Source organism: Bradyrhizobium sp. BTAi1, assembly GCF_000015165.1.
In the GTDB taxonomy this organism is placed as follows: domain Bacteria; phylum Pseudomonadota; class Alphaproteobacteria; order Rhizobiales; family Xanthobacteraceae; genus Bradyrhizobium; species Bradyrhizobium denitrificans.
This window is the reverse complement of sequence record NC_009485.1, coordinates 1,625,393-1,652,323: the sequence shown is the minus strand read 5'-3', so window position 1 is coordinate 1,652,323 and position 26,931 is coordinate 1,625,393. Positions and strand designations below refer to the sequence as shown.

At 61.1% G+C, this 26,931-nt stretch carries 20 protein-coding genes and 2 pseudogenes; 11 read left to right on the top strand and 11 right to left on the bottom strand.

Annotation, left to right across the window (positions count from 1 at the left end; translation table 11 throughout):
* Nucleotides 1-179 precede the first annotated feature (179 nt).
* The 6 genes from BBTA_RS38105 to BBTA_RS07265 all read left to right on the top strand — a co-directional run bounded on the left by BBTA_RS38105 (nucleotide 180) and on the right by BBTA_RS07265 (nucleotide 6,293).
* A complete protein-coding gene (locus BBTA_RS38105; RefSeq protein ID WP_012041823.1) occupies nucleotides 180-599 on the top strand; it encodes a DUF5132 domain-containing protein in 420 nt (139 codons plus the stop codon).
* A gap of 117 nt (nucleotides 600-716) precedes the next feature.
* On the top strand, nucleotides 717-1,280 hold the full coding sequence (locus BBTA_RS07290; protein WP_148221415.1) for an HMA2 domain-containing protein: 564 nt from the start codon (nucleotides 717-719) through the stop codon (nucleotides 1,278-1,280).
* 36 nt (nucleotides 1,281-1,316) lie between these two features.
* Entirely contained in the window at nucleotides 1,317-3,428 is a 2,112-nt protein-coding gene (locus BBTA_RS07285) for a heavy metal translocating P-type ATPase (RefSeq protein WP_012041821.1), read from the top strand.
* Nucleotides 3,425-4,252 carry an EcsC family protein gene (locus BBTA_RS07280; protein WP_012041820.1) on the top strand — a complete coding sequence of 276 codons (828 nt, stop codon included), beginning with the start codon at nucleotides 3,425-3,427 and terminating at the stop codon, nucleotides 4,250-4,252. Before BBTA_RS07285 ends, BBTA_RS07280 begins: the two co-directional genes overlap by 4 nt.
* Entirely contained in the window at nucleotides 4,236-5,528 is a 1,293-nt protein-coding gene (locus BBTA_RS07275; RefSeq protein WP_049795330.1) for a DUF445 domain-containing protein, read from the top strand. Before BBTA_RS07280 ends, BBTA_RS07275 begins: the two co-directional genes overlap by 17 nt.
* Nucleotides 5,529-6,026: 498 nt before the next feature.
* Entirely contained in the window at nucleotides 6,027-6,293 is a 267-nt protein-coding gene (locus BBTA_RS07265) for a DNA-directed RNA polymerase subunit alpha C-terminal domain-containing protein (RefSeq protein ID WP_012041817.1), read from the top strand.
* A 128-nt stretch (nucleotides 6,294-6,421) separates the two neighbouring features.
* Here BBTA_RS07265 and BBTA_RS39945 read toward each other — a convergent pair whose 3' ends face one another.
* The 3 genes from BBTA_RS39945 to BBTA_RS07250 form a co-directional block, all read right to left on the bottom strand.
* Nucleotides 6,422-6,949: an HMA2 domain-containing protein gene (locus tag BBTA_RS39945; RefSeq protein ID WP_148221414.1), complete on the bottom strand. Its 528-nt coding sequence runs from the start codon at nucleotides 6,947-6,949 to the stop codon at nucleotides 6,422-6,424.
* Between the two features lie 275 nt (nucleotides 6,950-7,224).
* On the bottom strand, nucleotides 7,225-7,632 hold the full coding sequence (locus BBTA_RS07255; protein ID WP_049795329.1) for an SDR family oxidoreductase: 408 nt from the start codon (nucleotides 7,630-7,632) through the stop codon (nucleotides 7,225-7,227).
* 49 nt (nucleotides 7,633-7,681) lie between these two features.
* Complete coding sequence (locus BBTA_RS07250) at nucleotides 7,682-7,990, bottom strand: hypothetical protein (RefSeq protein ID WP_041750430.1); 309 nt, start codon at nucleotides 7,988-7,990, stop codon at nucleotides 7,682-7,684.
* Between the two features lie 27 nt (nucleotides 7,991-8,017).
* Between BBTA_RS07250 and BBTA_RS07245 the strand changes: the two are divergent.
* Nucleotides 8,018-8,659, top strand: a pseudogene (locus BBTA_RS07245) (IS630 family transposase); the annotation flags it as partial.
* Nucleotides 8,660-8,661: 2 nt separating this feature from the next.
* Here the strand turns inward: BBTA_RS07245 and BBTA_RS41265 are convergent.
* The 3 genes and pseudogenes from BBTA_RS41265 to BBTA_RS07235 all read right to left on the bottom strand — a co-directional run.
* Nucleotides 8,662-8,868: pseudogene (locus BBTA_RS41265) on the bottom strand (SulP family inorganic anion transporter); the annotation flags it as partial.
* A gap of 397 nt (nucleotides 8,869-9,265) precedes the next feature.
* Nucleotides 9,266-9,964, bottom strand: a complete 699-nt coding sequence (locus BBTA_RS07240; RefSeq protein WP_012041810.1) for an MgtC/SapB family protein — start codon at nucleotides 9,962-9,964, stop codon at nucleotides 9,266-9,268.
* A gap of 228 nt (nucleotides 9,965-10,192) precedes the next feature.
* Complete coding sequence (locus tag BBTA_RS07235) at nucleotides 10,193-11,512, bottom strand: Nramp family divalent metal transporter (RefSeq protein WP_012041809.1); 1,320 nt, start codon at nucleotides 11,510-11,512, stop codon at nucleotides 10,193-10,195.
* A gap of 157 nt (nucleotides 11,513-11,669) precedes the next feature.
* Here BBTA_RS07235 and mntR point away from each other — a divergent pair, with 157 nt between their 5' ends.
* The 3 genes from mntR to BBTA_RS07220 all read left to right on the top strand — a co-directional run bounded on the left by mntR (nucleotide 11,670) and on the right by BBTA_RS07220 (nucleotide 16,909).
* Nucleotides 11,670-12,137, top strand: a complete 468-nt coding sequence (gene mntR, locus BBTA_RS07230) for a manganese-binding transcriptional regulator MntR (RefSeq protein WP_049795327.1) — start codon at nucleotides 11,670-11,672, stop codon at nucleotides 12,135-12,137.
* Nucleotides 12,138-13,022: 885 nt separating this feature from the next.
* On the top strand, nucleotides 13,023-14,657 hold the full coding sequence (locus BBTA_RS07225) for an NRAMP family divalent metal transporter (protein ID WP_012041806.1): 1,635 nt from the start codon (nucleotides 13,023-13,025) through the stop codon (nucleotides 14,655-14,657).
* 194 nt (nucleotides 14,658-14,851) lie between these two features.
* Nucleotides 14,852-16,909 carry a carbohydrate porin gene (locus tag BBTA_RS07220; RefSeq protein ID WP_083780620.1) on the top strand — a complete coding sequence of 686 codons (2,058 nt, stop codon included), beginning with the start codon at nucleotides 14,852-14,854 and terminating at the stop codon, nucleotides 16,907-16,909.
* A 994-nt stretch (nucleotides 16,910-17,903) separates the two neighbouring features.
* On the opposite strand, the gene BBTA_RS07215 is transcribed toward BBTA_RS07220, so the two are convergent.
* Nucleotides 17,904-18,212 (bottom strand): hypothetical protein, encoded by a 309-nt coding sequence (locus BBTA_RS07215; protein ID WP_012041804.1) that lies wholly within the window; start codon nucleotides 18,210-18,212, stop codon nucleotides 17,904-17,906.
* 523 nt (nucleotides 18,213-18,735) lie between these two features.
* Nucleotides 18,736-20,331, bottom strand: coding sequence for an ATP-binding protein (locus BBTA_RS07210; protein WP_012041803.1), 1,596 nt, complete (start codon nucleotides 20,329-20,331; stop codon nucleotides 18,736-18,738).
* Between the two features lie 182 nt (nucleotides 20,332-20,513).
* On the opposite strand from BBTA_RS07210, the gene BBTA_RS07205 reads away from it, so the two are divergent.
* A complete protein-coding gene (locus tag BBTA_RS07205) occupies nucleotides 20,514-21,119 on the top strand; it encodes a response regulator transcription factor (protein ID WP_012041802.1) in 606 nt (201 codons plus the stop codon).
* Nucleotides 21,120-21,176: 57 nt separating this feature from the next.
* On the opposite strand, the gene BBTA_RS39940 is transcribed toward BBTA_RS07205, so the two are convergent.
* From BBTA_RS39940 to BBTA_RS07195, 3 genes are all read right to left on the bottom strand, one after another.
* The gene (locus tag BBTA_RS39940; protein WP_148221413.1) at nucleotides 21,177-21,617 is read right to left on the bottom strand and encodes a hypothetical protein; all 441 of its coding nucleotides are present in this window, start codon (nucleotides 21,615-21,617) and stop codon (nucleotides 21,177-21,179) included.
* 577 nt (nucleotides 21,618-22,194) lie between these two features.
* Nucleotides 22,195-25,434 carry an efflux RND transporter permease subunit gene (locus BBTA_RS07200; RefSeq protein ID WP_012041799.1) on the bottom strand — a complete coding sequence of 1,080 codons (3,240 nt, stop codon included), beginning with the start codon at nucleotides 25,432-25,434 and terminating at the stop codon, nucleotides 22,195-22,197.
* 57 nt (nucleotides 25,435-25,491) lie between these two features.
* Nucleotides 25,492-26,739, bottom strand: coding sequence for an efflux RND transporter periplasmic adaptor subunit (locus BBTA_RS07195; protein WP_012041798.1), 1,248 nt, complete (start codon nucleotides 26,737-26,739; stop codon nucleotides 25,492-25,494).
* Nucleotides 26,740-26,931: the final 192 nt, after the last annotated feature.

Genomic DNA, 26,931 nt, shown 5'->3' with positions numbered 1-26,931 from the left:
GCACCATTCGCGCGCGATATCCGGTCTGACGGTCGCTCGCGGCGGTGAACGAAAAAAGCATGCCCACCCCACGTTGATATGACTGTCATAAAACTGTCGTAAGGTCATTGAACTCGGCTCCTATCCAAGGAGGCCGTTGTTTGCGCTGTTTATGCGTTCGACAGAAAAGGGGTTTTAGGATGCCGACAGGTAATGGCCAGGCTTCATTTTCGACCGATGAGGCTGCCCCGCGTGAGGCCGAAGCACATGAGGGACATGTCCGCGAGGGCGAGGAAGACAGTGGGCTGAGAACTGCCGTTGCCACCGTTGCGGTCGTCGCCGTCGGCGCGGCCGTGTTCGAGGCGGCGCTGTTGCCCGGCATCGCGCTTGGCGTTGCCGCGGTCGCTGCACCGAAATATTTCCCGCGGCTCGCCGGCGCGCTCAATCCGCTGTTCAAGTCGACGGTGCGGGGCACCTACAAGCTGGCGCAGAAATCGAAGGAAATGTTCGCCGAAGCGCAGGAGCAGGTGCACGATATCGTCGCCGAGGTGAAGGCCGAAAACGAAGCGGCAGCCAAGGAGCCGGCGGCGGACGAACCGCCGACGAAGCACGCGGCCTGAGGCCGACAGCTTGTCAGCGAGGCAAGCGGCCGATTGACGACCATTCGGCGTCCGGGACCCGCGCGCGGGTTCAGGACGCGTGGCAATGGTGCGGCCCGACAAAACCAGAGACCGCCGATGACGAAAATGAAGGTGCAGATCGCCCATCAGGTGCCTGGGCGCATTCGCCTGAAAGTGCCGAAGGTGAAGGAGAACCCTGAGCTGATCGAGCAGATTCAGCAGATGTTCAACGCAATCCCAGGCATCGAGGAAGTCACCGTCAATCCGACCACCGGCAGCGTGGTTCTGCACTACGACACCGAACGTCACGACCAATTTCATGGCCAGTTGCAGCGCCAGACCGGCGGTCAGTTCAAGCCGCCGACCAACGAGATCGACGTGCTCGCCAACAGGATCGAGCAGGAAGCGGAATATCTCGCCGAGCATTCGCATACGGCAAAGGTCGTCGTCGATTACTTCAAGGACTTCGACCGCCAGATCAAGATAGCGACTGGCAACGTCGTCGACCTGAAGATCGTGCTCGCCGTGGGCGTTGCCGGTTTCACAATCTTCGAAGTCGGCGCCAATGCCGCAACCCCGGTCTGGGTCACGCTGTCGATCTTCGCGCTCAATAACATGATCCAGGCCAATATGGGCGAGGCCGATGCTCCGGAGAAAGAGGAGGCTTTCGCGCCGGGCTGATTAAGCTCAAGGCCGGCCGCCGAAATCGAGAGCTTCATGGAATATTCCCTTCGACATGCGATGCGCGGACGCGTCAGGCTCAACGTCCCCGACCTCGGCCGCAATCGCAGACTTGCCGAGAGGCTGCTGGATTGGCTGCGCGCGCAGTCCGGCGTGCGCAGCGCGCGGATCAATTACGACTGCGCGAGCCTGGTGCTGGAATATGACCCGGCCCACGAGAGCATGCTGCTTGCAGTGCTGGAGCGGTTCAAGGCTTTAAGCCTGTCCGAGGTGAAAGCATTCTGCACACAGGCGCTGAAAGACGCTCCGCCCGCAAAGCCGCCGGAGGTCGCAAAAGACTCGCCGATGGCGCTTCCCACGCTCTCGCTCTTCATGGCCTTCAGCGCCAATCCCGTGGTCACCGCGGTCAACCTGCCCTTGATGCTCTACAACGCGCTGCCGATCGCAAGGCGCGCCTGGAAGGTCTGGGACACCGAACGCCGGCTCAATATCGACGTGCTCGACACGCTTGCCATCACCTCTTCGGTCATGCAGGGCAATCCGCTGGCCGGATGCATCATCACCTGGCTGATCAAGCTCGGCGACTGGATACGCGATCTCACCGCCGCCGGATCGAAGCGCGCGATCAGCGAGCTGCTTGAATTCCAGTCCAGGACCGCCTGGGTGCTACTCGGCGATACTGTGGTATCGGTCTCCGCCGCCGAGCTGCAGGCCGGCGATCTCGTTGTGGTCTATCCCGGCGAGATGATTCCGGTCGACGGCGAAATCGTCGATGGCCACGCGACCATCGACCAGAAGACCATCACCGGTGAAGGCCTGCCGGTCAGCCGCGGCAAAGGCGAGGCGGCATTCGCGGCGACCGTGATCCGCGAAGGCCAGATCACCGTGCGCGCGCTGCGCGTCGGAGCCGCGACCACCGCGGGCCAGATCGTGCGGCTGGTGGAGTCGGCGCCGACAGGCGACACGCGGATGCAAAATCATGCGGAGCGTTTCGCGGACCGCCTGGTGACGCCGACGCTCGCGCTCGCCGCCTCGACCGCAGCCGTGACCGGTGACTTCAACCGCTTCCTGTCGCTTGTCATTGTCGACTATGGCACCGGGATTCGCGTCGCCGCCCCGACGGCAGTGTTGTCGTCGATGACGCATGCCGCCCGCGCCGGCATTATCATCAAAAGCGGCGGCCATATGGAAAAGCTCGCCGAGATCGACACCATCGTGTTCGACAAGACCGGCACCCTCACCCACGGCCACCCTGCGGTGCTCGATATCATCCCCTACCAGGGTCACATCACGCCGAACCATCTGCTTGGGCTGGCGGCTGCCGCCGAGACCAAGCTGCAGCATCCCGTCGCCGAGGCGCTGCGCAGCAAGGCAAGGCAACTTGCCGTCAACGTGCCGCCCTGCAACGAGACCAAGTACCGGATCGGGCTCGGCGTCGAAGGCCAGGTCAATGGCTACTACCTGCACGTCGGCAACGAGCGCTTCATGCGCCAGAGCGGCATCCGGACCGAGAGGTCGGCGCGCGATCGCGCCGGCCTCGACCAGCGCGGTTTTTCCAGCCTCTACATCGCCGTCGATGGCAAGCTCGCCGGCCTCGTGCCCTATTCGGACAAGATCCGGGACGAGAGCCCGCAAGTGATCCGCACGCTCCATGAGCGCGGCATCAGGAACACCATCATGCTGACGGGCGACAATGCGGTGGTCGCACGCGCCGTCTGCGGCGATCTCGGCCTGACGCGCCATTTTGCCGACATGTTGCCGGCCGACAAGGCCAGCGTAATCCAGGAGCTGCAACGCGAGGGCCGCTGCGTCGCCATGGTTGGCGACGGCATCAACGACTCGCCCGCACTGTCTTTTGCCGATGTCGGCATCGCCATGAAACACGGCGCGGAAGTCACGCATGAATCCGCCGACGTGATCCTCATGGAGGATTCGTTGTGGAAGCTGGTCAAGGCGATCGAAATTTCGCAAGGCGCGGTCAGCCTCATCAAGCAGAACTATGCGATCGTCGCCGCGCTCAACACGCTCGCACTGGCGTTGGCATTGCCGGGCGGGCTGATCACGCCGGAGGTCACGGCGCTGATCAGTAACGGCTCGGCGATCCTCGCTAGCGGCAACGGCATCCGCCCAATCCTGCGCTACCAATGACCGATGATGTCACCCTGTTTGCCATCGCCCCGGCCGACGACGCCGCCCTAAAGAATGCGGTCAGGCAGCTGGAAGGCCGGAATTTCGCGGCCAGGCTCGCCGACTATGCCGGCGTGCCGGTGCATCGCGTGCTCGGCTTCCTGCCCAAGCCCGTGAACCGGCAGCTCAGCGGCTTGGTGCGCAAGGCCGTCATGAAGGGACTGGAAGTCGCCGTCGATACGCTGGACGAAAAGCCACCGCGGACGCCCGCGATCGGCTTCTCCTCCTTTCTCGCCGGCGTCACCGGCGGCGTCAGCGGCCTGTTCGGCTTTGGGGCGCTCGCGGTCGAACTGCCGATGACGACGACGCTGATGCTGCGGGCGATCGCGGAGATCGCCCAGCACCAGGGCGAGGACCTCGCCACCCTCGAGGCGCGGCTCGCCTGTCTCGAGGTCTTCGCTTATGGCGCCAAGCCCGACGCCGACAATATCGACGTCGGCTACTATGCCGCCCGCGCCTTGATCTCAAAATACACTCATGACGTCGCGGCGCTGGCGCTGGAGCGCGGCGCAATCGACGCCTCCGCGCCCGTCGTCGCAGGTTTCGTCAGCGAAATCGTCTCGCGCTTTGGCCTGGTCGTCTCCGACAAGGTCGCGGCCGGCGCGCTGCCGGTGCTCGGCGCGCTTGGCGGCGCCACGGTAAACATGATCTTCATGGATCATTTCCAGAGGATCGCACAGGGCCACTTCGCCTTGCGTCGGCTCGAGCGCCGCTATGGCAGCGCCAATATCCGGGCCCGCTATGACGAGCTTGCGGCGCGCAAGTCCGATGCCCTCCGCCATTGATCTTGCCGCATCGCGGCTGCGGCGCGTCCTTGCGCCCGCGCCGAGTGCCATGGCGGGCGAGCGGCGCGCCGGCTTGCGCCGTATGCGCTTCTTCGCCACCGCGCTGCTCGTGCTGATGCTGGTGCTTTTCATCCTGACGTCAATCGGCGAGCGCGAGTTGCCCTGGCTCGCTTATCTTCGCGCCTTTGCAGAGGCCGGGATGATCGGCGCCTGCGCCGACTGGTTCGCGGTGGTCGCCCTGTTCCGTCACCCGCTTGGGCTGCCGATCCCGCACACCGCCATCGTGCCACACAGCAAGGAGCGCATCGGCATCGCCATCGGCCGCTTCATAGCCAACAACTTCCTCTCGCCGCGGGTGCTCGCCGAGCGCATCAGAGATGTCGACTTCTCCGGCTGGGTCGCGCGCTGGATCCTGCGCGGCGGCAATGCGCGCAATGTCGCCCAACGCGCCACGCTGTTGCTGCAGCGGGGGTTGCGCGCGCTGCCGCGCGAGGATTTCAACGCCTTCATGGGCGAAGCCGTGCGGCGCGGCATCGAAGCCGTCCCCGCCGCCCCGCTCGCCTCCCGCCTGCTCTCGCTGCTCTGGGCCCATGGCGAGATGCAGACGGTCATCGAGCACCTGCTCGACCACACAAGCGCGGCACTCGGGAACAACCGCGAGCTCATCAAATCCAAGGTCGCGAAGCAAACCTCGCGCCTGATCCCGAAATGGATCGACGGCCTTCTCGCCGACAAGATCATCGCAGGCGTGAGGCGGATTCTGGACGAGATGCGCGAGCCCGGCCATCCCTGGCGTGTCGAGCTCGCCGCGACCGTAACCCGGCTGATCGACGATCTCGCCACCGACCCGGGACTGGCGGCCAGGGGCGAGGAGATCAAAGCGAATCTCCTGAGCACCCACCAGGTCACCGGACAGATTGATGCGCTCCTTCTCGCCATCGAGGACCGGCTCGACGATGCGGCAACACAGGCGCGGCTCACCGATATGATCGAACAGCTGTTGATCGCGATCGGCGAGCGGCTCCTCAACGATGCGCGTATCCACGATGGCGTCAACCGGTGGCTTCGCGTCGCGGTGCTACGCACCGTCGCGCCACGGCGCGCCGAGATTGCGGCGTTCATCCGCAAGGTGGTCGAGAATTGGGACACCGAAACGCTGGTCGAGCGGATCGAGCTGCAGGTCGGTCGCGACCTGCAATATATCCGCATCAACGGCACGTTGGTCGGCGGCCTCGTTGGCCTATTGATCTTTGCCGTCGCACGCGAGTTTCATTAGAGAGTGCGCGCCAACCTTGAATCGTGCCCGCAAAAGGTCGAACTCCGCAATACGGAGCTCTTGATGCGAAATACTCGAAGCACCCGGCAGCCCCCATTCGCCAGCACCACCGAGTTCGACAATCGCAGTTGACTCCCTTTCCCCTGCCAGGCGCTCTTGCTGAGAAGCGGCAGCGCGGCAGTCAGCAACAGCAGCAGTCGTTGCCGGACCATGCTTCGCGCCCTTCTTTGATCAAAAGCCAAACGATTGCCGGTGAGCCGACGGCGTCTGCTGGTGCTGGTGCGAGTCTTTCAACTCGCCACGGTGCATGATATGTCTCGCATGCCCAAGGCGACCTTGAGGATGAGGCTTGGCGCTTGAACTGGCCTACGCTCTGCATGTTGCCGCCAAATACGAGGCTGAACCGATCGACTCGATCCTCCTTTTTCGCGCACGCGGCCGAACTGCGTTTGCAGACCGCAGGAATGCCGATCGTCAACAGGTGGAACGGAAACGGTCATGATCGATCCATCTCCCGAACTTCCGGATGACACGCCGATCCTGAACGTCGAACTTCCGCTCAGGGTGCGAGAGGCGCTCGTTGCGGCAGGCTTGACGACGATCGGAGAAATACGGGAAACGCCGGACAAGGAGATTCTTCGGATCCAACATCTGGGAACGAGCTCGCTCGCCCTTCTCCGCAAGACCCTTGGATTGCCATCCTCCGTGGGCGTGCGCGGCGATGCCGTACCGATGCCCACCAAGGCCGAGGATCGCAACCACTGAACTGATTTTTAATTCGTGGCCGAAAGGGGCTTTCTCTCGAGAGCCGCGGCCGTTTCCGTCAAGAACATCAGAACATCCGCGGTATACGCCTGATGACGAGCGCCTCTTGCGGCGCTCGTTGAGGACCATCACAGGATGGCGACGACCGCGCTTTCGAGAGCATGGTCGAGGATAAAGTGCAGCGCTGCTTTGCCGAAGTAGGTCGCGGCGCGAAACTCACGCTCACGGCCGACGCCAGAAGACCGCGTTGGCAGGATGACCGAGCAGCCGAGTTCGCCAAGTGCCCGCAACACAACGTCCCGTGTGCCGACAAGTGGGTCATAGGTCACGACGAGGCTCCCAGTGACCGAATTGAAGTGCGTCGTCTGCACCGACCGGGTGGCGAGCAAGTGCTCGCACAGTGCCGCAGCTTGTGCATGATCACCCTTGAGAGCCGACACGACAAATCGCATCCGCCCGTGTACTTCATGCACCAGGACAGCCGTTACAGCGAACGAGCGCTCTCGGTCGGGAGAAGGGGAGCAGGAGCATTGACAAGCGAGCCGCGGCCGCGCGGGTCGACCAACGTTTAGCCGGTTGTCATTGGAGGCCGCGATCACGCACGGCACGTTGCGCCGTGGCTGAGGCATCGGGATTTTTGCGAGATTCTTTGACATCGCTCACCTCCAGGGCCGCCGGCGGCCGGCGGTGGTGAGCGAAACGCGGTCGCCTACGCGCGACCACCAACCCTCACGCAACGTCGGTCGTCGCGGTCGATCTCGATATGTTGTGGCAACGCCAACCCTGATCGGTTGATCGGAGTGGCACTGCCATAGGGTGTACTGCCCATGGCGCTTTGTTCAGGTTGAGAGACGATCCCCGCGCGCGAACGCTCGTCGGAACCGTAGGCGCCCACATAGGCCTAGCCGAGATCCGAGTCAAGCGTAATCGATCATCCTCCCAGGAGGATCAATAAGATCCTGCCTAGAGGATAGGGGGATGATACCAGAACACCCACAAGAGCCACAATGGAGCCCGGCTCAGCCCTGTCCAGACCAGAGAACTTGATCACGTGGCGAACGCCGGCTTCCTTGCACCCGTCGACGAAAGTGCACTGCTTCTCGACCATCTGCGGATCGGGTCCCGAAATCATGAGCACTCGTGCGACCCCTTCAAGCGCAGCGCGCAAGCTTCCTTTTTCCGACATGTCGCCCTCGACGATGTCGACTGTCGGAGTCGATGCAAGGTGCACAACCTTGGCCCGATTCCTCACCAAAATCCTGACGCGTTGCTGAGTACGAACGAACTCCTGCGCGACAAAGGAACCTGCAAGTCCTGTGGCCCCCGTAAGCAGTATCATCTCGAAATCTCCTCTCGCCTTGATAGACGCGATTACGTCAGTTCTGATCTTAGGGACTCGACCGGTCGCCTGACGGGTAATTGCCTATGATCGTTGCGCTGTGGGACTCGGGCGCGGTTAAGCGCCTCGCTTCCGCATCTCGGCGAAACCTTTGAAATGTGGAGAAAGTCGCAAGTTGCGGTGCGTTGTCAGCCACTGATGCCAAATGGACAAAGCTGTCATCTTCCAGGCGGAGCACCAGATATTGCAGCCCGACAGGGGCCTTGGCACCGAGCTCCGCGAAAACCTCTTGGATTAGCCTCTGGTTTTCTTCGGCTTTTTCCGGCTTGACCTTGTACCGGACGACGACGGTTTTCATGTTTGTCTCCCGAAGTTGCAGGCCTAAGCGGCCGATCCGCAGCGGCCTGTGGTCTGCTTCGACGAGAGCCAGGTCCAACTCATCGGCGAGACCCGTCAACCGATTCCCGCCAAGCCGGGCCGGATCGAGCGTTACGATTACGAGTACCGACGCAACGGCACGGCCAACCTGTTCGTGCTCATTGACGTGAACCGGCCCTGGCGCAAGGTGAAGGTGACGGAACGACGCACCGCGAAGGACTTTGCCGAATGCATGCGCGAGCTTGTCGACGTGCACTATCCCAAAGCCGAACGCATTCGCGTTGTGCTCGACAATCTGTCGACCCACAAGGCCGGCGCACTCTATCAGGCATTCCCGCCCGACGAAGCTCGCCGCCTGCTCCGCCGTCTCGAATTCCATCACACGCCAAAGCACGCCAGCTGGCTCAACATGGTCGAGATCGAAATCGGCGTCCTCTCGCAGCAGTGCCTCGACCGACGGATCGACAGCCATGCTCGTCTCGTCAGAGAGACCGCAGCCTGGGAAAAACGCCGCAACGCCGAGCGCTCCAGAATCAACTGGATGTTTACGACCGAGAAGGCCAGGGCCAAACTCGGCCGCGCCTATCCAAAAGTCCCGGCTAAACCGACGAAAAAACAAAGAGTCAAAACCTCTGTGCAGAGGTACTAGTCCAGCATGGCAAAGCCGAGCGAACCCGCCATAAATGCAAAGAAGCCGATCTGCGGCGCGAATCCCGCCGAGTCGGGAGGTCGCCATCTGCTCGGGTAGGCAATTGCGGCCAGAGTCAAGCCGGCCATCAAGTCACTGGGCAGGAGGCCAACACGATAACGCGCCAGCGATTGGAAAAGCCGCCAGGACGCCTCGGCCGCTCCATCCAGGGCCTTCAGTCAGAATCCCTCTTTGATTGCCTATTCCATAATAGGATTGCTCCATTTCCGGGCCTGTTTGGACACCCATAACCGACAGCTCTTATTCAAGTCGAAACATGTCCCGCATGCGGTCCCGCACGATTGGGCCTCTAAGCAGGCCCCCAGGATCGGCTACGGCCGCGCTGCCGCGGGCAGGACCAGAACCACCTTCATGCCGGAAGGAGCCCGCACAGTATTGCTTCCGGTTAGAACGGCGTGCATTTCTTTGACCGAGAGGTTCCTTTCATCTTGGGGAGAGGTTCGCAGCGCACCGCATCTTTGATCCGGGGCCGGAAGAGAAGTCCGTCTCTTCTTCGCCCCTGCAGCCTCCTCCTCTCCCAGATCAGAGGCCGCAATTTCAAACGGATTATTCGGCGAGCGGCTCAACGCTCCAGCCCGCGGCCGAAACTGTGGGCTCGAGGCTGAGCCGCCCAATCACCTGCTCCAGAACCGTATCGCTTGGCGCATGGGCGGTCAGGTGAGCATGCACCTCGACCCGGTCGTTGCCCTCGATGTCCGTGCTTTCGAGGTTGCGCAAGCTGAGTTGGCCCGTAGCCGCTCCCTGGAGAAGCAGGGCACGAACATGGGCTTCTTCAGGGCTCCGGCAGACGATCCTGACTCGGTAACGAAAGTCGGTTTCCGCCTGCGCGATTGGCTGACGATTGATCAGGCGTACGATCGGCCGTAGCAGCAGGTTGACCAGAATGACGAACGCTGCGGCAACGCTCGCATGCAACGGATGACCGGAGCCCGCCAACAGTCCGATCGCCGCCGAGCACCAGAGAGTGGCCGCGGTGTTCAGTCCGGTGACCTGCATACCCTCCCGAAAGATGATGCCGGCGCCGAGAAAGCCGATCCCGGAAACAACTTGCGCCGCGACACGAGTGGGGCTCCCGTCTCCCGGGATCAGGCTCGCAAAAACCACAAAACTGGCGGCTCCAATCGCCACCAAAGTATTGGTACGAAGCCCGGCCATTCGCTGCCGCCACTGGCGCTCGAAACCGATACCGGCCCCGAGGAGCATTGCAACCGCCAGATTGATAAATGTCTCCTCAATCGATGCCATTTGGGCTTCCTCTGCTCGATGCTGGACGAATACCGTTTTCTTTGCCGACCACCTACATCTTGACGCCCCAAGGGCCTAACGCAAACTGGACGTGCAGAATCCGGCCTGCGCGATATCGCGCGTAGCCAATACAAGGTCATGACGGCGCGAGCTGGGAAGCATCATTGGATTGCAGGGTAGAGATGATAAGTGCCAAACGAGCAAACATGCCTTGTTGGCACAGATCCGCTACGCGGCGAAACCGGGCATCGGCAGACCGAAGATTTGCAAGATGAAGAAGATGTTGAGCAGCAACACCAGCGCCGTCCCCAGCAGCGCCGCGAGGAAGGTCAGCCGGCTGTTGGCGAACTGACCCATGATGTCGCGCCGGCTGGTGAAGATCAGGAGCGAGATCATCGGCAGCGGCAGTGCGATCGAGAGCACGACTTGGCTGATGACAAGAGAGCTCGTTGCATTCGCTCCGACGGCGACCACGATAAATGCGGGCAGCATCGTGACCAGTCTGCGCACAACAATCGGGACGCGAAACCTGAGGAAGCCCTGCATAATCATCTGACCCGCCATCGTTCCTACGGTCGAACTCGAAATCCCGGAGGCGATGAGCGACAGCAGGAACACCGCCGCGGCGCCGATCCCGAGCAGCGGAGTCAGCGTGTGATAGGCGGTTTCGATTTCCTCGACGTCGGTATAGCCGGCATGGAATGCGCCTGAAGCCATCATGACCATCGCGATGTTGACGAGGCCGGCTACCGCCAAGGCGATGATGACCTCCTGGTTGGAGAAGCGCAGAAGCTTGCGCCGCTCGGCGTCGTTATGAACCGGCGTACGGGCCTGCGTCAGGCCGGAATGAAGGTAGACCGCGTGCGGCATGACGGTGGCACCGATGATGCCGACCGATAGCAACAACGCCCCGCCGTCGGGAATCTGCGGCAGGACCAAATGGACCGCAGCCGCCGCCCAATCGACCGGGGCGATGAACAGTTCGACCACGTAGCAAAGGGCGATGACGCTGACCATGCCGCCGATGATCAGCTCGATCGGACGGAAGCCCGATCGCTCGAACATCAGCACGCCATAGGTGACGACCGCCGTGACCGCCATTCCCGCCAGAAGCGGCACGTGAAACAGCAAAGATAGACCGATCGCGCCACCGAGAAATTCGGCGAGATCCGTCGCCATCGCGGCGATCTCGCTCGCCGCCCACATTGCCCACACGACCGGCTGCGGAAAGTGGTCCCGGCACATCTCCGCAAGATTGCGTCCGGTCACGATGCCGAGCTTGGCCGAAAGTGCCTGGAACAGCATTGCGATCAGGTTGGCGGCGAGCACGACCCACAGCAGAGCGTAACCATATTTCGCGCCGGCCTGGATATTGGTCGCGAAATTGCCGGGATCCATGTAGGCGATCGAAGCGATCACCGCGGGGCCGGCAAAGGCCAAATAGGCCCGCAAGCCGCTGTGCCTGCCCTCCAGCACCTGGCGCGCCGCAGATACGGTCCGCTCGGAAAGCGATCCCCGCGGGACGACGGTTTCTGTCACTCGGCTCATGCAGCCCTTACATGAAAATGTAGCTCAGGCTACGAGTTGGGGAACGATTTGTAGATGTCAAGACAGTCCAAGGATATAGCTTCTGCTACATTTTTGACACGACGATCAAAATGTGTTCTCACTGAAGCGGAATCCTCAGCCCGTCAGGACCCGTGCCATGGTGTCGCCGACATCAAATAAGGCGCGACAATCGAGAAAATTGCCCAGCGAGCTCATTCAGGCGCGTCGCTTCGGCAAGACCCGGTCGGCCCAATCGACGGCCTTGTTTGAAGACTATGTGGAGCTGATCGCGGAGCTGTTGGCGGGTACGGGCGAGGCACGTCCGACCGACATCGCAAGACGCCTTGGCGTATCGCACGCTACCGCAATCAAGACGATCTCTCGCCTGAAACGGGCGGGTCTGGCGACGTCGCGTCCGTATCGCGGGGTGTTCTTGACGGAAGAAGGGCGCTCCCTGGCCGAGCGCGTGCACGTTCGCCACAGGCTGGTCGTCGATCTGTTGCGCGCCGTGGGCGTTCCCACCGAATCCGCCGAGGCCGACGCCGAGGGCATCGAGCATCACGTGTCGGAAGTCACGTTGCGTGCATTCGCGCAGTTCCTGAAGGCCCGTCGCAGCAAGCGCTAGCCGCTGCTCCTGCGGCAGGCGCCCCGTCTTTCACACGGAATGATCGCGGCCTCGCTTGTCGGGTGTTTTCGCCGGGACTCCCGCGCTTCCCCATATCGTGGCAGCCGCCCTGGCTTTGAGCTTGCGCCACGGGCGACTTGTTCAACCGTTGTCCCGCGCAGGACCAGGATCGCGCGGCTGCTATTGCGAGCTATTACGAACATTTCAAATTCTTCAACCAAAACACATATTTCGGATTGACATCATCAAACTAGAGGCGCACTTGCGAAACATCACTTCGGGAGTCGCATCTCGGGTGAATCGCAACACAGAAAGAAACATGGGCAGTAGCAGCTTTGGCGTCGTGACCGCGTCTGCGCGATCGACGTCGCCGACATATCCGGTCCGCGGCCTTGAGGATCGTGTGAGAGGCTTAGCTCGAGCTTAGGCTCCTGTCTGCCGCTCGCCTCCGGCCGTTGACCCCAACGAAGATCGGAGGTGAGCGATGTTCACGGCATTCGCTCTTTTTATACTCGCCTTCAAGGTGTTTCCGAGCCGCGTCAGCCTGCCGACGGCCCGCGAAGTGCCGCTGAACGCGACAGCTCCGCAGACGGCTCGCCGCCGTCCGCCGAGCCGCCGCCGGCTCATTTGCACCTGGGTGCCGGACGCACAGACCGGACGGCTTTCCTGCGTTTGGACCCACGAGCCTTCGCTTGGTGGTGGCGCGCGCCGGTCACCATCAGCGCCTGGAGCGTCGTGGGATCCTGGAGACGACGCCCCGCGGCGCCGCCTCGTTGCGGCCTGATCACCCGAACGTCTGCGCTCCACTTGTGGAGCGTCGGTTTCGCACCCCTTCCTTTTCCATCGAGCGCCCCGAGCGTTCAAATCAATCGCAGTGAGACGATGATGAACATACACGTGCACACACCCGATGAGACCGAAACCGCGGTGCTCGACGAGGCCCATATCGGCCATATCCACGGCGCGCTCGGGACCATCTTGCACGGCGATGTCGGCCCCCGTACGACCTGGCGACATCGCCTGCAGACGCTGCTCGCGATTCTAGGGCCCGGTCTCATCGTGATGGTCGGCGACAACGACGCTGGCGCGTTCGGAACCTATACGCAGGCGGGTCAGAACTATGGTACCGCGCTGCTATGGACGCTGGTGCTACTGATTCCGGTTCTCTACGTCAACCAGGAGATGGTGCTGCGTCTCGGCGCGGTAACCGGGGTCGGGCATGCCCGCCTGATCCTGGAGCGGTTCGGACGCTTCTGGGGCGCTTTTAGCGTCATCGATCTGTTTCTGCTCAATGCGCTGACCATCGTCACCGAGTTCATCGGCATTTCGCTTGGCCTGTCTTATCTTGGCCTGCCGAAGGAGCTCGGCGTTGCGCTTTCGGCGGTGGTGATCATGGGCGCCGCGAGCACGGGTAACTTCCGCCAGTTCGAGCGGTTCGCCCTGGTGCTGGTCGCGGGCAGCCTGGTCCTCGTTCCGATCGTCATCATGGTTCACCCGCCGATGACCGAGATCGTGCATAACCTGATCGTCCCGCAGTTCCCGCAGGGGGCCAAGCTCAGCGAGGTCATGCTGCTGATCATCGCCATCGTCGGCACGACGATCGCGCCCTGGCAGCTGTTCTTCCAGCAGAGCTACGTCATCGACAAACGTATCACGCCGCGCTTCATTCGCTATCAGCGAGCCGACCTGTGGATCGGGATCGTGCTGGTTATCGTCGGCGCAGTCGCCATGATGGCGTTCACCGCCCAGGCGTTCACCGGGACGGCCGAATTCGGCCAGTTCAAGGATGCTGCCGCCGTATCCGCCGGTCTGGAGAAGTATGCCGGCCGGCTGCCGGGCGTGCTGTTTGCGATCGCGCTGATCGACGCGAGCATCATCGGCGCCGCGGCGGTCTCGCTGTCGACGGCCTACGCCATCGGCGACGTTCTCTCGCTCAGGCATTCCCTCCACCGCAAACCGAAGGACGCCAAAGGGTTTTATGCGGTCTACTGCGGCCTGATCGTGGTGGCGGCGGGCCTCGTCCTCAGCCCCGGCGCCCCGCTCGGTCTCCTCACAAACGCGGTCCAGACCCTAGCCGGCGTGCTGCTGCCGAGCGCCACGGTGTTTCTGCTGCTGCTGTGTAACGACAAGGCCGTGCTCGGCCCGTGGTGCAATGGACGCGGCATGAACCTGTTTACTGGAGCGGTCATCGCGGTGCTGGTGATGCTTTCCGTGGTTCTCACCTCCTCGGTCCTGTTCCCGGAGGCGACCGACGAGACCGTCATCCTGAGCCTTCTTGGCGGGGGCACCGTGCTCGCGCTCGTGGCAGCAGTAATGAGCGGGGCGCTCGGCCGAAAGCCGGCCGATTCGGCCAACCTGGCCGAGCGCGAACACTGGCGCATGCCGCCGCTCCATCGCCTCCCACCGGCGCGGCTCGCCGCCGGCAGCAAACTGTGGATGCTCGTCCTGCGCGGTTATCTGATCGTCGCCGCAGGGCTCGTCCTCGTGCGCATCGCCCAACTCGCCGTCTCGGCGGGTTGAGCGACGGCCAACTTCGCTGGCCCGGTTCTTTGAAGGGGGGATCGATGGACGAACACCCTAGCAGGCCTGCTGTCGCGGCAAGCGGCGCAGGCATTCCGATCTCATTCAACCAACTAAAGAAACACACGTTCGTCGGGACGCAGTGAACGAGAAGCCTTGCGCTCTCGGCATGCGTCGAGCGCTGGGGCCAACCAATGTCGTCGAAAGTCTCTAACGATATCACTGCCAATCACAAGATCAGCCGCCCCTTGGCGGTGTTTCGAGAAATCATCGCTGAAACAGTCGCTGTCGGAATTGCGCTTGGCGCTCTCTCCTGCGGAGATCGCGCTGCGGCGGCCGATGCGCCTGCGCTGCCGGCGAAAGCGCCTGTGGTGCCCCCTTATTATGATTGGAGCGGATGGTACGGTGGCGTGAACCTCGCTTACGGATGGGGAAGCGCGAAGTCCAATCCGTCTTTGCCCCCCTTCAAGTCGTCGGTCGGATCGCTCTTCGGCGGCCTGCAGCTCGGCTATAATCGTGAGTTGCCCTCCCGCGTGGTGCTCGGCGTGGAAACTGACTTGTCGTTCCCGAACTATCTCGACTTCGACGACATCATCTGGTCGGGCGTGAACGCAAATGGTCGCGTCACGGAGAAGGTCGATTATTACGGCAGCCTTCGTGGGCGGATCGGATACGCGCCAGCCCGATGGCTTATCTACGCGACCGCCGGGCTCGCCTACAGCCAAGGCCGTCTCACCGAGGATCCGTTTGATCCGGCGACCCAGAAGAAGATCGGTTTTCGCGCCGGCTGGGTGGCGGGCGCGGGCGTCGAGGCGCCCGTTGATGGCAACTGGACCGCTCGGATCGAGTATCTCTACAGCAATTTCGGCTCGTTGAACGTGATGCTGCCCTCGGGCACGAGCTACGGTTCGACCTTCGATCTGCACACGGTCAGGCTCGGCCTCAACCGCAAGCTCGGCGGTTCGGCCAAGGAACCGAGTGGCGCGGGCGACACGATCACCTCGCCCATCTACTGGGAGATGCAGGGCCAGTCGACCTACATCCAGCAAGGCTATCCGGCATTTCGCTCGCCCTATTACAGCACCAACAGCTTCACCCCGGGGGCGCAGTCGCGAGAGACCTGGAGCAACAGCCTGTTCCTCGGCGTTAAGCTGTGGGACGGCGGCGAGTTCTACTATAATCCGGAATTGATCCAGGGATATGGCCTGAACGCGACGTTCGGCGCCGCCGGCTTCCCGAACGGCGAGGCCCAGAAGTCGAACTTCTCCTATCCTCATTACATCACCTCGCGCCTGTACCTGCGGCAGACCTTCGGCCTCGGTGGTGAGCAGGAGACGGTCCAAAGTGACTACGGCCAGATGGCTGGGAAACGCGACGTCTCGCGCCTCACCTTCCAGATCGGCAAGTTCGCGGTGCATGACATGTTCGACAACAACACCTACGCTCAGGACCCGCGCACTCAATTCCTGAACTGGTCGATCTGGGCGGCCGGCGCGTTCGACTACCCCGGCGACATGGTCGGGCTGACCTACGGCGCGGCGGCGGAATTGAACCAGCAGGCATGGGCCGTGCGCGCCGGCTATTTCCTGGTTGTCGTCCATCCCAACACCAATGACTTCGACATGGAGCTCGGGAAGCGCGGTGGCTATGTCGGAGAGTTCGAAACGCGTTATGAAGTCCTGTCGAGGCCGGGCAAGCTGCGCGTCATCGGCTGGATGCATGACACGCTCTCGGGAGGATACCGCGACGCCTTGAATCTGGCGGCTGCAACGCCCGGGCTGGACCTCACTACCGCGATCGACCTGACCCAGCAGGGCCGGATCAAGTACGGCTATGTCTTTAATGTCGAGCAGGCGGTCACCGATGACATCGGCGTGTTCGGGCGCTGGAGCTGGAACAACGGCAAGAACCAGATCTCGGCGTTTACCGATATCGACTCTAGCCTGTCTGGCGGCGTATCGATCAAAGGCACCTCGTGGGGCCGTCCCGAGGACACAGTCGGCCTGGCCGGGGCGGTCAACGAGATTTCCAAGGATCACCGCGACTTCCTTGCGGCCGGTGGCATGGGAATCCTGGTCGGCGACGGCCGCCTCAACTACCGGCCGGAGCGGATTCTGGAGACCTATTACACGGTGAAGGTTGCGAAGGACGCCACCTTCACCTTCGACTATCAGTTCCTGCAGAACCCCGCCTACAATGCCGATCGCGGACCAGTCTCGGTGTTGTCCGGCCGGGTTCACGCGCAGTTCTGAGGCCGATGTCTTGGCCTTTGTTGCTCAAGCGCTCTGGCTGCACACCTGGGTGTCAGCCTTGGCAGGCAACAAAGGCCGCTTGCGATTCACAAAAATGGCAGCCCGTCATCGGGTGGCGGCATGGTAAACTTCGCCGTGTCGCCTCGCCATTTTGCTCACAGCCGGAGTGGCTCAAATGACGAGCGATCGGGCCGCTAATCCGGTCAAAGGGTAAAGGTACAAAGTGATCAGGACGATCATCGCTGAAGTGCGACGCTGGGGGGCAATTGCAGCGCTTCGCCTTGCAAGCAGAACCCTGCGCTATGCGATGATGCTCAAGCGACAGCGCGGAATTCCACACAGCAGTCTTCTGGTCGTCTTGTCTGCCACGCGATCGCTAGAGCGTTTCGGATTGTGGTTGGGCCTCGGCGATCGACAAAAGCGAAGACAACGGGACCAGCGCAGTAATCACATCATCTGACCAGGCCATTTAACAGTTTTTGTGCAAGGACCAACCTGTCGAAATCCGAGTCGATGTCCGTGACAGCAGTTTGCGACGAGCGTCATGATCTGGCGAGGGCGTGATGCCGATGGCGCCCAGGCTCGTTATCTGACGTCCCCCGGACCACGGCAGGCATGGGTTTGCGGATCGCGTACGCGCCACTTTCCGCAACCAGGAAGAAAATCGCTCGGAGAAGCGGCGGGCTCCGAACTCTGCGGCGCGGGAACTGCCACATCGGCCCTCACGACGTTCTGGAGAGCTGCCTTGGTCTGAAACGATCCAGCGGCCCAGCTGTCCGACGAGAATGCGGCCGCTAACGCCACTATCAACGTTAGCAAGCTGGCGCGGCACATTGCAGTTCTCGTAAAAGCGAAAGTCAAACAATTGTAATCGCATATCGGGTGAAAGTACAGGATCCCTCGCGGATGGCTTTGCGAGTATTTCGCAAGAAATGCCGATTGACGCTCATCCGTCTTATTTCGAGGAAACATCCTCATCTAAAATTCACACGACCTAGTATGGGAACGGGAATTCCCGGACGCGGTATCGGCGCTCGAACCCAAGCCCCACTGCCGGCCCTGCCCGGTAGTAGTTGTTGTAGTAGGCCCGATCATACTGTCGAACGAGACAAGCCTGATCATCACGATAATCAAGCATTGGCCTGCGCTCTTGATAACGCGTCCGCCAGCAGGTGCAGTATTGGTCGCACACCAGCCTGACGAGCTCGAGAGGCGGCCGCAGCCCGCGATCCAATGCCGGCTCGGCATGACCAGCGAAGGTCAGCAAGGCGGCTTGAGCGAGAGAAACAAGCAACGTGGCCATGGGCGATCCCGACGGATTTCGGCAAGATAGTTGGTCGGTAACACGGCCGTGCCCTCAAATAACCTGAGACAAATACGAGCATCTAGCGGGACCATCCCTGCTTCGAGCCAACTGCCAGCCTGAAATCAATTCCAAGCTGAACCCTAACTGTCACAAATCCCGTATCCGGGATGTCCATCGTAACAGTTTACAATGGCGCTGGCGGCACGCTGAATGGGGTCCAGATTCATGCTGCCGCCCTAGCTGTCGAAAGAGAGCCGCCCGTGAGCCGTCGAAGAAGAGCTGCTTGCTCGACTGCGTACACGAATCAAACGATCATTAGAGCTGCGGCGGAAACCGAGGTGATCGCCGGCCGGGCCCCCACCGCGGAAAAGTTCAGGTTCGTGAAGGGAGAAAAAATTCGGTTCGAACGGTTCGCGAAATCCAGTCTCCGTGTCGGCCTCCTGGTCACCAAGGCCTCTTACTTTCGCTATTTTAGAGACCAGGCTCGGGCAAAATCCAAATGACCCCGCTCACCGACTTGCTACCTATCGCCCAATGTTGCCGGCCGAAGGTTCGCTTCAGGAGAGTTCGGATGGTTATCTACACGCAACGAAGGCAGGCGAACCGTGAAGCAGGATCCTTCGTCCTCGATGCTGTCTACAACAACGCTGCCGTTATGCAGTTCGGCAACAATCTTGACCAGGTATAAACCTACACCAGTGCCCACGATCCCTGAAGCATTGCTGCCGCGGGTGTAGCGATCAAAGATGTTCGCGAGGTCCCTTTGAGGAATACCCATCCCGCGATCGCGGACAGAAACCGCAATCTTATCTCCCTCCGTCGCTGCGATGACCTCAATAGAACTGCCGTCGGGAGAATATTTGAGAGCGTTTGATATGAGATTGCCGAACATCTGAAACAGCAATTTGACGTCGCCGAACACAGGCAACGGCGAAGTGCCCAGCCTTTGCGATATGTTCGCCTGCGGAGCGACCTCACGATGGACGTTACAAACCTCTTCCAAGACTCCCCGCAGATCGGTTTCAGCGGGGTGAAAATAGAGTTCCGCCTTACCTTCAACCAGACTCGAGAAATTGAGGAGTTTGTCGATTACCGTAGTCATACGGAACACCGCTTTGCGGATCTTTCCCGCGCGCTCGACGATGTCAGCGCTCGTGGCATCTTTGCTCGTTTTGGCAAGACGCTGCGCCTGCCCGTCGATTACGGTTAGCGGCGTGCGGAATTCGTGCGAGGCCATCGATACGAAATCCTGCCGCAGCTGGCTTAACCGCTGCTCCTCCGCGAGCCTCTCTTCCAGCATGCTCGCCTGTTGTGACAACGAGCGTTGACTGAGCATTAACTCAATAGCGTTCGTGCGGAAGACACTTAGCGCGCGGGCCATTTCGCCGATTTCATCGATGCGGTCGGCACCGCGTATCTCAATGTCGGCGTCGTTTCGCGCAAGCTTTCGCATGCCGGCCGCAAGCTCGAGCAAGGGCGTCGAGATAAAGCGCTTCACATAGAAAAGCGCTCCCATGACCAACACTACTGCAATACTCATGGCGAGGATGATCAGGGCCCTTGAATGCCGGTAAGCAGTATCCGCCGCATTGCTTGCGGCAATTGCACTCTCAATATTGAGGCGCGTAATACCGTCCAGCGCGTCGCTGCTCGCGTCATAGGCCGATTGCGAGGTGGTGCGGTAGAGGTTGACGGCCTCCGAAGTACGGCCCGCTTCATGCAGCTGCAGGACGCGGCCCACCACTTCGCGGTAGACGGTCCAATTCTCCTTGAACTTGGCGTAGAGCGCGGCGGCAGACGGCGCCTGGCGGAGGCTTTCGTAGCCTGTTTGCGCCTGCGTCACCGCTTTTCCGAGGCCTTCGATCTCCTTCCTGCCAGGCCCCGACTCCTGCCTTGGAGAGAGTAGATAGCGCCCCTCGGCGGCCCGGAAGTCCGAGGTAAAGTTGTTGAGATCCCCGACGAATCGGGTGCTCGGCAGCCAGATGTCACGCACGTCCGCCGAGATCCCGTTGAACTCCCGCAGCCGCTCGATGCTGAACAAGCCCAAGGCGACGATCAGCAGAAAGAAGAACAGGAATACCAATGACAGAACAGATTTCAGCGAACGCGCGCGCATGCCGCTCTTTTCGGTTGTGACTAAGCCTCTTGAACTTCTCGGATTTTCGCTTTCAACTGCTACTGTGATTTATCACATTTGCGTCGGTTCCGGATACCTTTTAAGGGCTGGTGGAACTACAGCCTCCCGTGGGCGAGCTAGGTCAAGAGGTCAGTGCTTTTCCGCGATCCAGAGACGCAGCGATGGCGACTAATAAGAGGAAAATTCTCTGTATCGAGGATGATCGCGAGACGGCAGCCCTGATCGTCGAAGAGCTGACGGAGCGAGGATTCGACGTCACGCTGGCCTATGACGGCGGAGAGGGTTTCGCAGCGATTTTCAGAACAATGCCCGATCTGGTCCTGTGCGACATCAACATGCGCGTGATGTCCGGATTCGAGGTTCTAGAGCACCTCACGAAGATCGCGCCTCGATTCAATAACATGCCGTTCATTTTCCTCACCGCCCTTACCGATCGAAGAAACGAACTGAAGGGGCGGCAGCTTGGTGCGGACGATTACGTCACCAAGCCCATCGATTTCGACATTCTGGTGTCGATCATCAACGCACGCCTCGCCCACGTTGCGCGAACCGACGTCTGGGTCAAGGAGGTAAATCTGAACCATCGCGAGATTGAAACCCTGACATGGGTCGCGCGCGGCAAGACCTCGGCCGAAATCGCCAAGATTCTGGGACTGAGCAAACGCACGGTCGACTTTCACATCGACAACGCCCGGATCAAGCTCGGGGTCGCGACCCGGACTCAGGCCGCCATCAAGGCGGTTACTGGCAAGCTGATCGAACCTTGATCTTCCGATCGGTTGGGAGACTCCAATGGATATGCGCTCCTCCTCGAGCGCAAGCACTCAGACCTTCCGTTTGTTAGCCGTCTGAAGCGAAATCCGATCGGGGCATTGGACCAACACCAGCCGTTGCACATATTCGGCAGCGCTCTCAGGAAACCATCCAGAACCAATATTGCGAAGTTCGTCGGACGATGTGCCGGGAACGATGTCATCAAGCAATTGCGCATAAGCCTGTAACACCGATACGTCCACGTGCCGTGTCGTTTCAGCAAGCTTCCGAAGGATCTTTGCGGCGGTCAGGTTACCCGTTCTCAGTGAGGAGTCGGCCGCACAATCGAGTTCGAGTCGAAGAAGTTCTCGTATCTTTTCCCGTCCGCTTTCTGCCGTAACTGCATCCACCTTCTTCATTGTCCTGGAACGATCCAACGATAGCGCTTCTCTTGGCGACAGCGCCAGTAGTGCTCGTCCACTTCCCATCATCCGATCGAACCATCTGGCCATCGTAAGCTCTTACTGACGCTTCGTGAGGCTACTCCCGCTCAACACGCCAACAGCGGTTTTGGTCGGGCCCCCCACGGCCGCTGTTCGGTCGGCTGGCCGGACCATGCTGGTGCCGTTGACGCTTGAACCGTTGGCAGCCGCGGCATTTCTCGATGAACTGGACGCCTGATCGCCCGGAGGCGCTGCGATCGGGGCACGCGCGGCCGTCGAGGCCTTCCCCGGGAGCGTCCCGTTGTTCGAACTCGCAGTCGCGGGGCCGGCGGTTTGCAGCTTTGCGCTTGCAGTGGGCTGGATCGGGCCCACGCCTGCTCCCTGCACCTTGCCAAACCCGCTCGGTGGTGATCCCTTGCCACCCTTGCCTTTCGGCGCAAACAGCATGTTGACATCCGGCCCGCCGCCTTTGGCCGACCCACCGTTGCCTTGATCGGCTCCTGTGCCCGATGCCGGCGTTGCCTCAACCCCACCCCCGGCATCCTGGGCGATGGCTGGACCTATGACTGAAACGCTGAGCGCGATGCCAACGAGCCAGACGAAGCGGATTCCACAGGTACGGCCTGCAACCATGAGAGCCCCTCGCTTACTCGGCAGGTGCGAAGCTACTGGCATCGCCTGCCCCCGACGCCTCTCCTTCTCTGCCAAGCAACATCACTCGAAGTGCCGGCACCACCACCAGGAGCATGATCGGCCCGATCAGCATGCCACCCACGACCACGGTGGCGAGCGGCCGCTGCACCTGGGCGCCGATGCCCTCGGAGAGGGCGGCCGGAAAAAGTCCGATGCAGGCCGACATTGCCGTCATCAGCATCGGCCGCATCCGCTGCGTTGAGGCCTGGAACATCGCTTCGACAGAGTCCGCCACTCCTTGCCGCGCCTGGTTGTAGTAGGTGATCATCAGAATGCCGTCCATGACGGACACGCCGAATAGCGAGACGAACCCGATCGCCGCCGAGATGCTGAAATCGAGGCCGGTCACGTATAGCGCAATGATGCCGCCAGCAACGGCGAATGGAATGCCGGCCAGCGCCAGCAGACTGTCGCGCAGCGAATTGAAGAGCCCGTAGAGAAGAACCAGAATCATCGCCAGGCTGATGGGCACGATCACTTCGAGTCGCTTCTTGGCGAGCTGCAGCGATTCGAACTCGCCGGCCCATAACACCCGGTAGCCCGGCGGCAGCTTCACGTTCTCCGCGATCCGTTCCTGGGCTTCGGCAACGGCGCCGCCAAGATCGCGATCTCGCACGCTGAACTTGACCGGAATGTAGCGCTCGCGACTCTCGTGATAGATGTAGGATGAGCCGGTATCGAGAGTGATGTCGGCCAACTCGCTCAAAGGTATATAGGCATTTGCTGCTGCCGGAGTGTTGATACCGACCTTGATGTTGCGAACCGCCTCAAGGCTTTCCCGGTACTCCGCCGGCAGACGGACCACGACGTTGAACTGACGGTCCGCTTCGAGCAATGCGGTCGCATGCGCGCCTCCAAGCGCCGCCTGGACCAGGGTGTTGACGTCACCGGTATTGAGTCCGTACCGGGCCGCCCGCTCCCGATCGACCTTGATGTTCAGATTGGGCTGACCGCGCACCCAGAACACGTCGAGATCCTCGATGCCCCGGACCTGGGCCATTTCGTGCCGGACCTGTCGCGCAAGCTCCTCGAGGGTCACGAGGTCGGGCCCGACTATCTTGGCCGAGTTCGCGCCTTTGACTCCGGACAGCTGCTCCTCGAAATTGTCCTGAATGTACTGCGAGAAGTTGAAAACGACCCCCGGAGCCTCGTCGGCGAATTCCTGCTGCAATTGCTTCGTCAGCTTGTCCTTGGTCAGACCGGCGGGCCACTGGTCAAACGGCTTGAGCGGCGCAAAGAGTTCCAGATTATTGAATCCTGCCGCATCGCTGCCATCGTCGGGGCGTCCGTGCTGCGTGACCACCGTGGTGATCTCGGGATGACGTAGCAGAATTTCGCGTGCCTTGTGAGCCACCGGTTCGCCGGACATCAGGCCGATGGTCGGCGGCATGGTCGCGCGAATCCAGAGATTGCCCTCTTCCAGGTGCGGCAGGAATTCGCTACCGAGGCGCATCATCAGCAATCCGGTCACACCCAGCATTGCCAATCCCAGGGACGCCACCAGCTTGCGATGGCCGAGCGCCCAGCGCAGCGCTGGAGCGTACACCGCCCGCAAGGCACGCACGACGATGGTTTCTGTCTCGGTGACGTGTTCGGGCAGCAGGAAAGAGCCCAGCACCGGCGAAATCGTAAAGGTCGAGATCAGCGCTCCGACCAGCGCATAGCCGTAGGTTCTGGCCATCGGATTGAAGATCTGGCCCTCCACGCCCTGCATAGTGAACAGCGGAACGAAAGCGGCGACCGTAATCGCAGCGGAAAAGAACACCGCCTTGTCAACCTGCAATGCACTGGCCAGAATCAGCCGTAACCGATCGGTCCAGAGATTGGGAGAGCCAGGTTTGGGCCGGGTTGGATCCGGACCCCACTGACCTTCGGAGAGGTAGCCCAGAGTTTCCTGCTTGTGCTTGTCGCTTGCCTGGAAGTTCCGGAAGATGTTTTCGACGAGGATCACGGCGGAGTCCACGATGATCCCGAAGTCGACGGCGCCGACCGACAGCAGATTCGCGTCCTGCCCCAGCAGCACGAGGACAATGACACTGAAAAACAACGCGAATGGAATATTGACGCCGACGATAATTGCGCTGCGCAGATCACCGAGGAACAGCCACTGAATCAAGAAGACCAGTGCGCAGCCAAAGATCAGGTTGTGCAGCACCGTGCGGGTGGTGACCGAGATCAGCGTGCCGCGGTCATAGAATGGCACCAACTTGACCCCGGGAGGCAGGGTGCCGTCGCTGTTCATCTTGGCAATCTCCGCCTCGACGCGCGGCAACACCTCGTTCGTATGATAGGTTCTGCCCATGACCACGATGGCCATCACCACGTCGTCATTGCTGTCCCGGCCGGCAATACCGAGCCGCGGCACGAAGCCGACCGAGACCTTGGCGACGTCCTTCACCTGCACGGGGACGCCGTTCATCTGGGTCAACACGACGTTCTCAATATCGCTGACCTTGTAACCCTGGGTCAGGTCCTTCTCGCCGCCGCTGTCAAACAAACCAACGCCCCGAATATTGACCGATTGCTGTCCGACCGCGATCTCGCGTCCACCGACATTGATATTGGAATTGCTGAGCGCAGTCGTGACTTGCTGGAGCGTGAGGTTGTAGGCGTCAAGCTTGTGCAGATCGACTTCGACGTCGTACTGCTTGGTCGTGCCGCCCCACGAGTTCACCTGAACGACTCCGGGAACCGTCAGAAGGCGGCGCTGTACGATCCAATCCTGCACGGTACGCAGGTTGGTCAATCCGAAATGCGGAGGTCCGGCCAGTTGATAACGAAGGATCTCGCCCGCCTGGCTGGACTGCTGAATATTGGGCTGCGTGTTGTTGGGAAGGTTGACACGCTGCTGAAGGCTGAGCGCCGCCTGGGTGTAGGCGAAATAGAATTCGACCCCGTATTTGAACGTGACTCGCACGAACGAGAGGCCATAGAACGAGGTCGAGCGAATGACATCGACGCCCGGTGTGACGGCAAGACCCACCTCCATCGGAATCGTGTAGTAGCGCTCCATTTCCTCGGCCGACAGACCCGGCGCCTGCGCGGTGATTTCAAGGATGACCGGCGCGGGATTGGGATAAGCCTCGATGTTCAGGTTGCGGAACGCGATCAGCCCACCGCAGATGAACACCAGCACCCCCAACAAGATAATGGCGCGCCGGGTCAAGCCAAATGCGAGGATTCCCTTCAGCACTTTTTATGCCTCTCTGATCGAGTTGCTGTTGGACGGATGGATGCGATCCACAACTTTTCAGCCGCCTGCCTGGCCGATAGCCAGCATGTTGCTCAGAAACAGCGCGCCTTCGGTGGCAACGAGTTCATCCGGCTGCAGCCCTTCCATGATCTGCCGCAGCCCGTCCTTCTGGTCGCCGATCTTGACGACGCGTTGAGTGAAACGCTTCCTGTCGATCGTGACCCATACCGTCATGGTGCCATCGCCCTGGCGCACCACCCCGTCGAGCGGCACGGCAGGTGATCTGACGGGAGCGCCGATCACGATCGAGAAGCGCGCGAACATGCCGGAGCGCAATTCGTGATCAGGGTCCTCGATCTCGGAGCGGACCAGCATCCGGTGCGTGTTGGGATCGACGTTCGAACTGATCGTTGAAATGTGCCCCTCGAAGATCTTGCCGGGATACGACATCACAGAGACCTTGACGTGCTGGCCGACGTGGATGGCCGAAACGTCGCTTTCAGCGACGTTGGCGATCATCCACATGGTCGAGGTGTCCGCAACCGAGAACGGCGCCGGCGCGCTGCCAGGTTGGACGAACAACCCGGGAGCGGCGTTGCGCGCGGTGATGCGACCGTTGATCGGGCTTTTCACCACGAGCGTTGAATCGGCCCGGCGCTCCTTGATGATTGCGTCAATTTCGGCGTCAGTCTTGCCGAAAATACGGACAGCATCACGCGCAGCTTTGTGCGCGCCTTCAGCGGTCTGCTGATCCGAGATTGCCTGCTCAACATCCTTCTGGGCGACCGCCCGGCTTTCATAGAGCGTCTTGAGCCTGTTCAATGCCCGCGTCGTCAGCTGCAGCACGCCGGAAGTTGCGATCAGGCTTGACGCGGCTGAAAGCAAATCCGGACTATCGATTGTGAAGAGGACTTGCCCCTTTTTGACCTCGTCGCCGACCTTGGCGAACGTCTCCAGGATGCGCCCCTGGTACGGCGTGAAGACCTGAAGGGTCATTTCTTCGTTGAAATCGATGCTGCCGACCGCCGCCTTCTCGAGCGGGAACTCCTGGTCCTTGACCGCCTCGACCTTGACGGTCAGCATTTGCTTCTCATTAAGTTCGATGCTCGGCATGCCGCCGACGACGCCCATTTTGGCTTCAGGAGAATCCGTCTTAGCGTTTGCGCTCGGGCTCACGATCTGGGCGCTCGACTGCAACCAGCCGTTGACGTAGCTGACTGAGGCTGCTCCAGCCAGGAAGCACAGCGCGCCACCCGCAACAACGACGATCACTCTGGATTGGACCACTGCCATCAATGCACCCATGCGAGAGCCCGGGCGACACCAGCACGCAGGCTTTGAAATCCCCGTAATTATGCCTCTGACGGACTTGGCATTTCACTGTGACAAACCCCGAGGAATTGCCGTGACAAATCACAGTTCCCGGCGAGGCCAAGTGCTCTAGCGTTCAGAGATCGTTTACCTCAGGCGATGGGACCGGGACCAAAAGCCCTTCGC

Bases quoted from the DNA above. Each gene is read 5' to 3' on its own strand.
- BBTA_RS07240 (WP_012041810.1), bottom strand. From the start codon at position 9,964: ATGGCATCGATTGAGGAGACATTTATCAATCTGGCGGTTGCAATGCTC.
- BBTA_RS38105 (WP_012041823.1), top strand. From the start codon at position 180: ATGCCGACAGGTAATGGCCAGGCTTCATTTTCGACCGATGAGGCTGCC.
- BBTA_RS07285 (WP_012041821.1), top strand. From the start codon at position 1,317: ATGGAATATTCCCTTCGACATGCGATGCGCGGACGCGTCAGGCTCAAC.
- BBTA_RS07255 (WP_049795329.1), bottom strand. From the start codon at position 7,632: ATGATACTGCTTACGGGGGCCACAGGACTTGCAGGTTCCTTTGTCGCG.
- BBTA_RS07235 (WP_012041809.1), bottom strand. From the start codon at position 11,512: ATGAGCCGAGTGACAGAAACCGTCGTCCCGCGGGGATCGCTTTCCGAG.
- BBTA_RS39945 (WP_148221414.1), bottom strand. From the start codon at position 6,949: ATGTCAAAGAATCTCGCAAAAATCCCGATGCCTCAGCCACGGCGCAAC.
- BBTA_RS07280 (WP_012041820.1), top strand. From the start codon at position 3,425: ATGACCGATGATGTCACCCTGTTTGCCATCGCCCCGGCCGACGACGCC.
- BBTA_RS39940 (WP_148221413.1), bottom strand. From the start codon at position 21,617: ATGGCCAGATGGTTCGATCGGATGATGGGAAGTGGACGAGCACTACTG.
- BBTA_RS07205 (WP_012041802.1), top strand. From the start codon at position 20,514: ATGGCGACTAATAAGAGGAAAATTCTCTGTATCGAGGATGATCGCGAG.
- BBTA_RS07225 (WP_012041806.1), top strand. From the start codon at position 13,023: ATGAACATACACGTGCACACACCCGATGAGACCGAAACCGCGGTGCTC.
- BBTA_RS07275 (WP_049795330.1), top strand. From the start codon at position 4,236: ATGCCCTCCGCCATTGATCTTGCCGCATCGCGGCTGCGGCGCGTCCTT.
- BBTA_RS07215 (WP_012041804.1), bottom strand. From the start codon at position 18,212: ATGGCCACGTTGCTTGTTTCTCTCGCTCAAGCCGCCTTGCTGACCTTC.
- BBTA_RS07195 (WP_012041798.1), bottom strand. From the start codon at position 26,739: ATGGGTGCATTGATGGCAGTGGTCCAATCCAGAGTGATCGTCGTTGTT.
- BBTA_RS07250 (WP_041750430.1), bottom strand. From the start codon at position 7,990: ATGAAAACCGTCGTCGTCCGGTACAAGGTCAAGCCGGAAAAAGCCGAA.
- mntR (WP_049795327.1), top strand. From the start codon at position 11,670: ATGGTGTCGCCGACATCAAATAAGGCGCGACAATCGAGAAAATTGCCC.
- BBTA_RS07220 (WP_083780620.1), top strand. From the start codon at position 14,852: ATGTCGTCGAAAGTCTCTAACGATATCACTGCCAATCACAAGATCAGC.
- BBTA_RS07265 (WP_012041817.1), top strand. From the start codon at position 6,027: ATGATCGATCCATCTCCCGAACTTCCGGATGACACGCCGATCCTGAAC.
- BBTA_RS07210 (WP_012041803.1), bottom strand. From the start codon at position 20,331: ATGCGCGCGCGTTCGCTGAAATCTGTTCTGTCATTGGTATTCCTGTTC.
- BBTA_RS07290 (WP_148221415.1), top strand. From the start codon at position 717: ATGACGAAAATGAAGGTGCAGATCGCCCATCAGGTGCCTGGGCGCATT.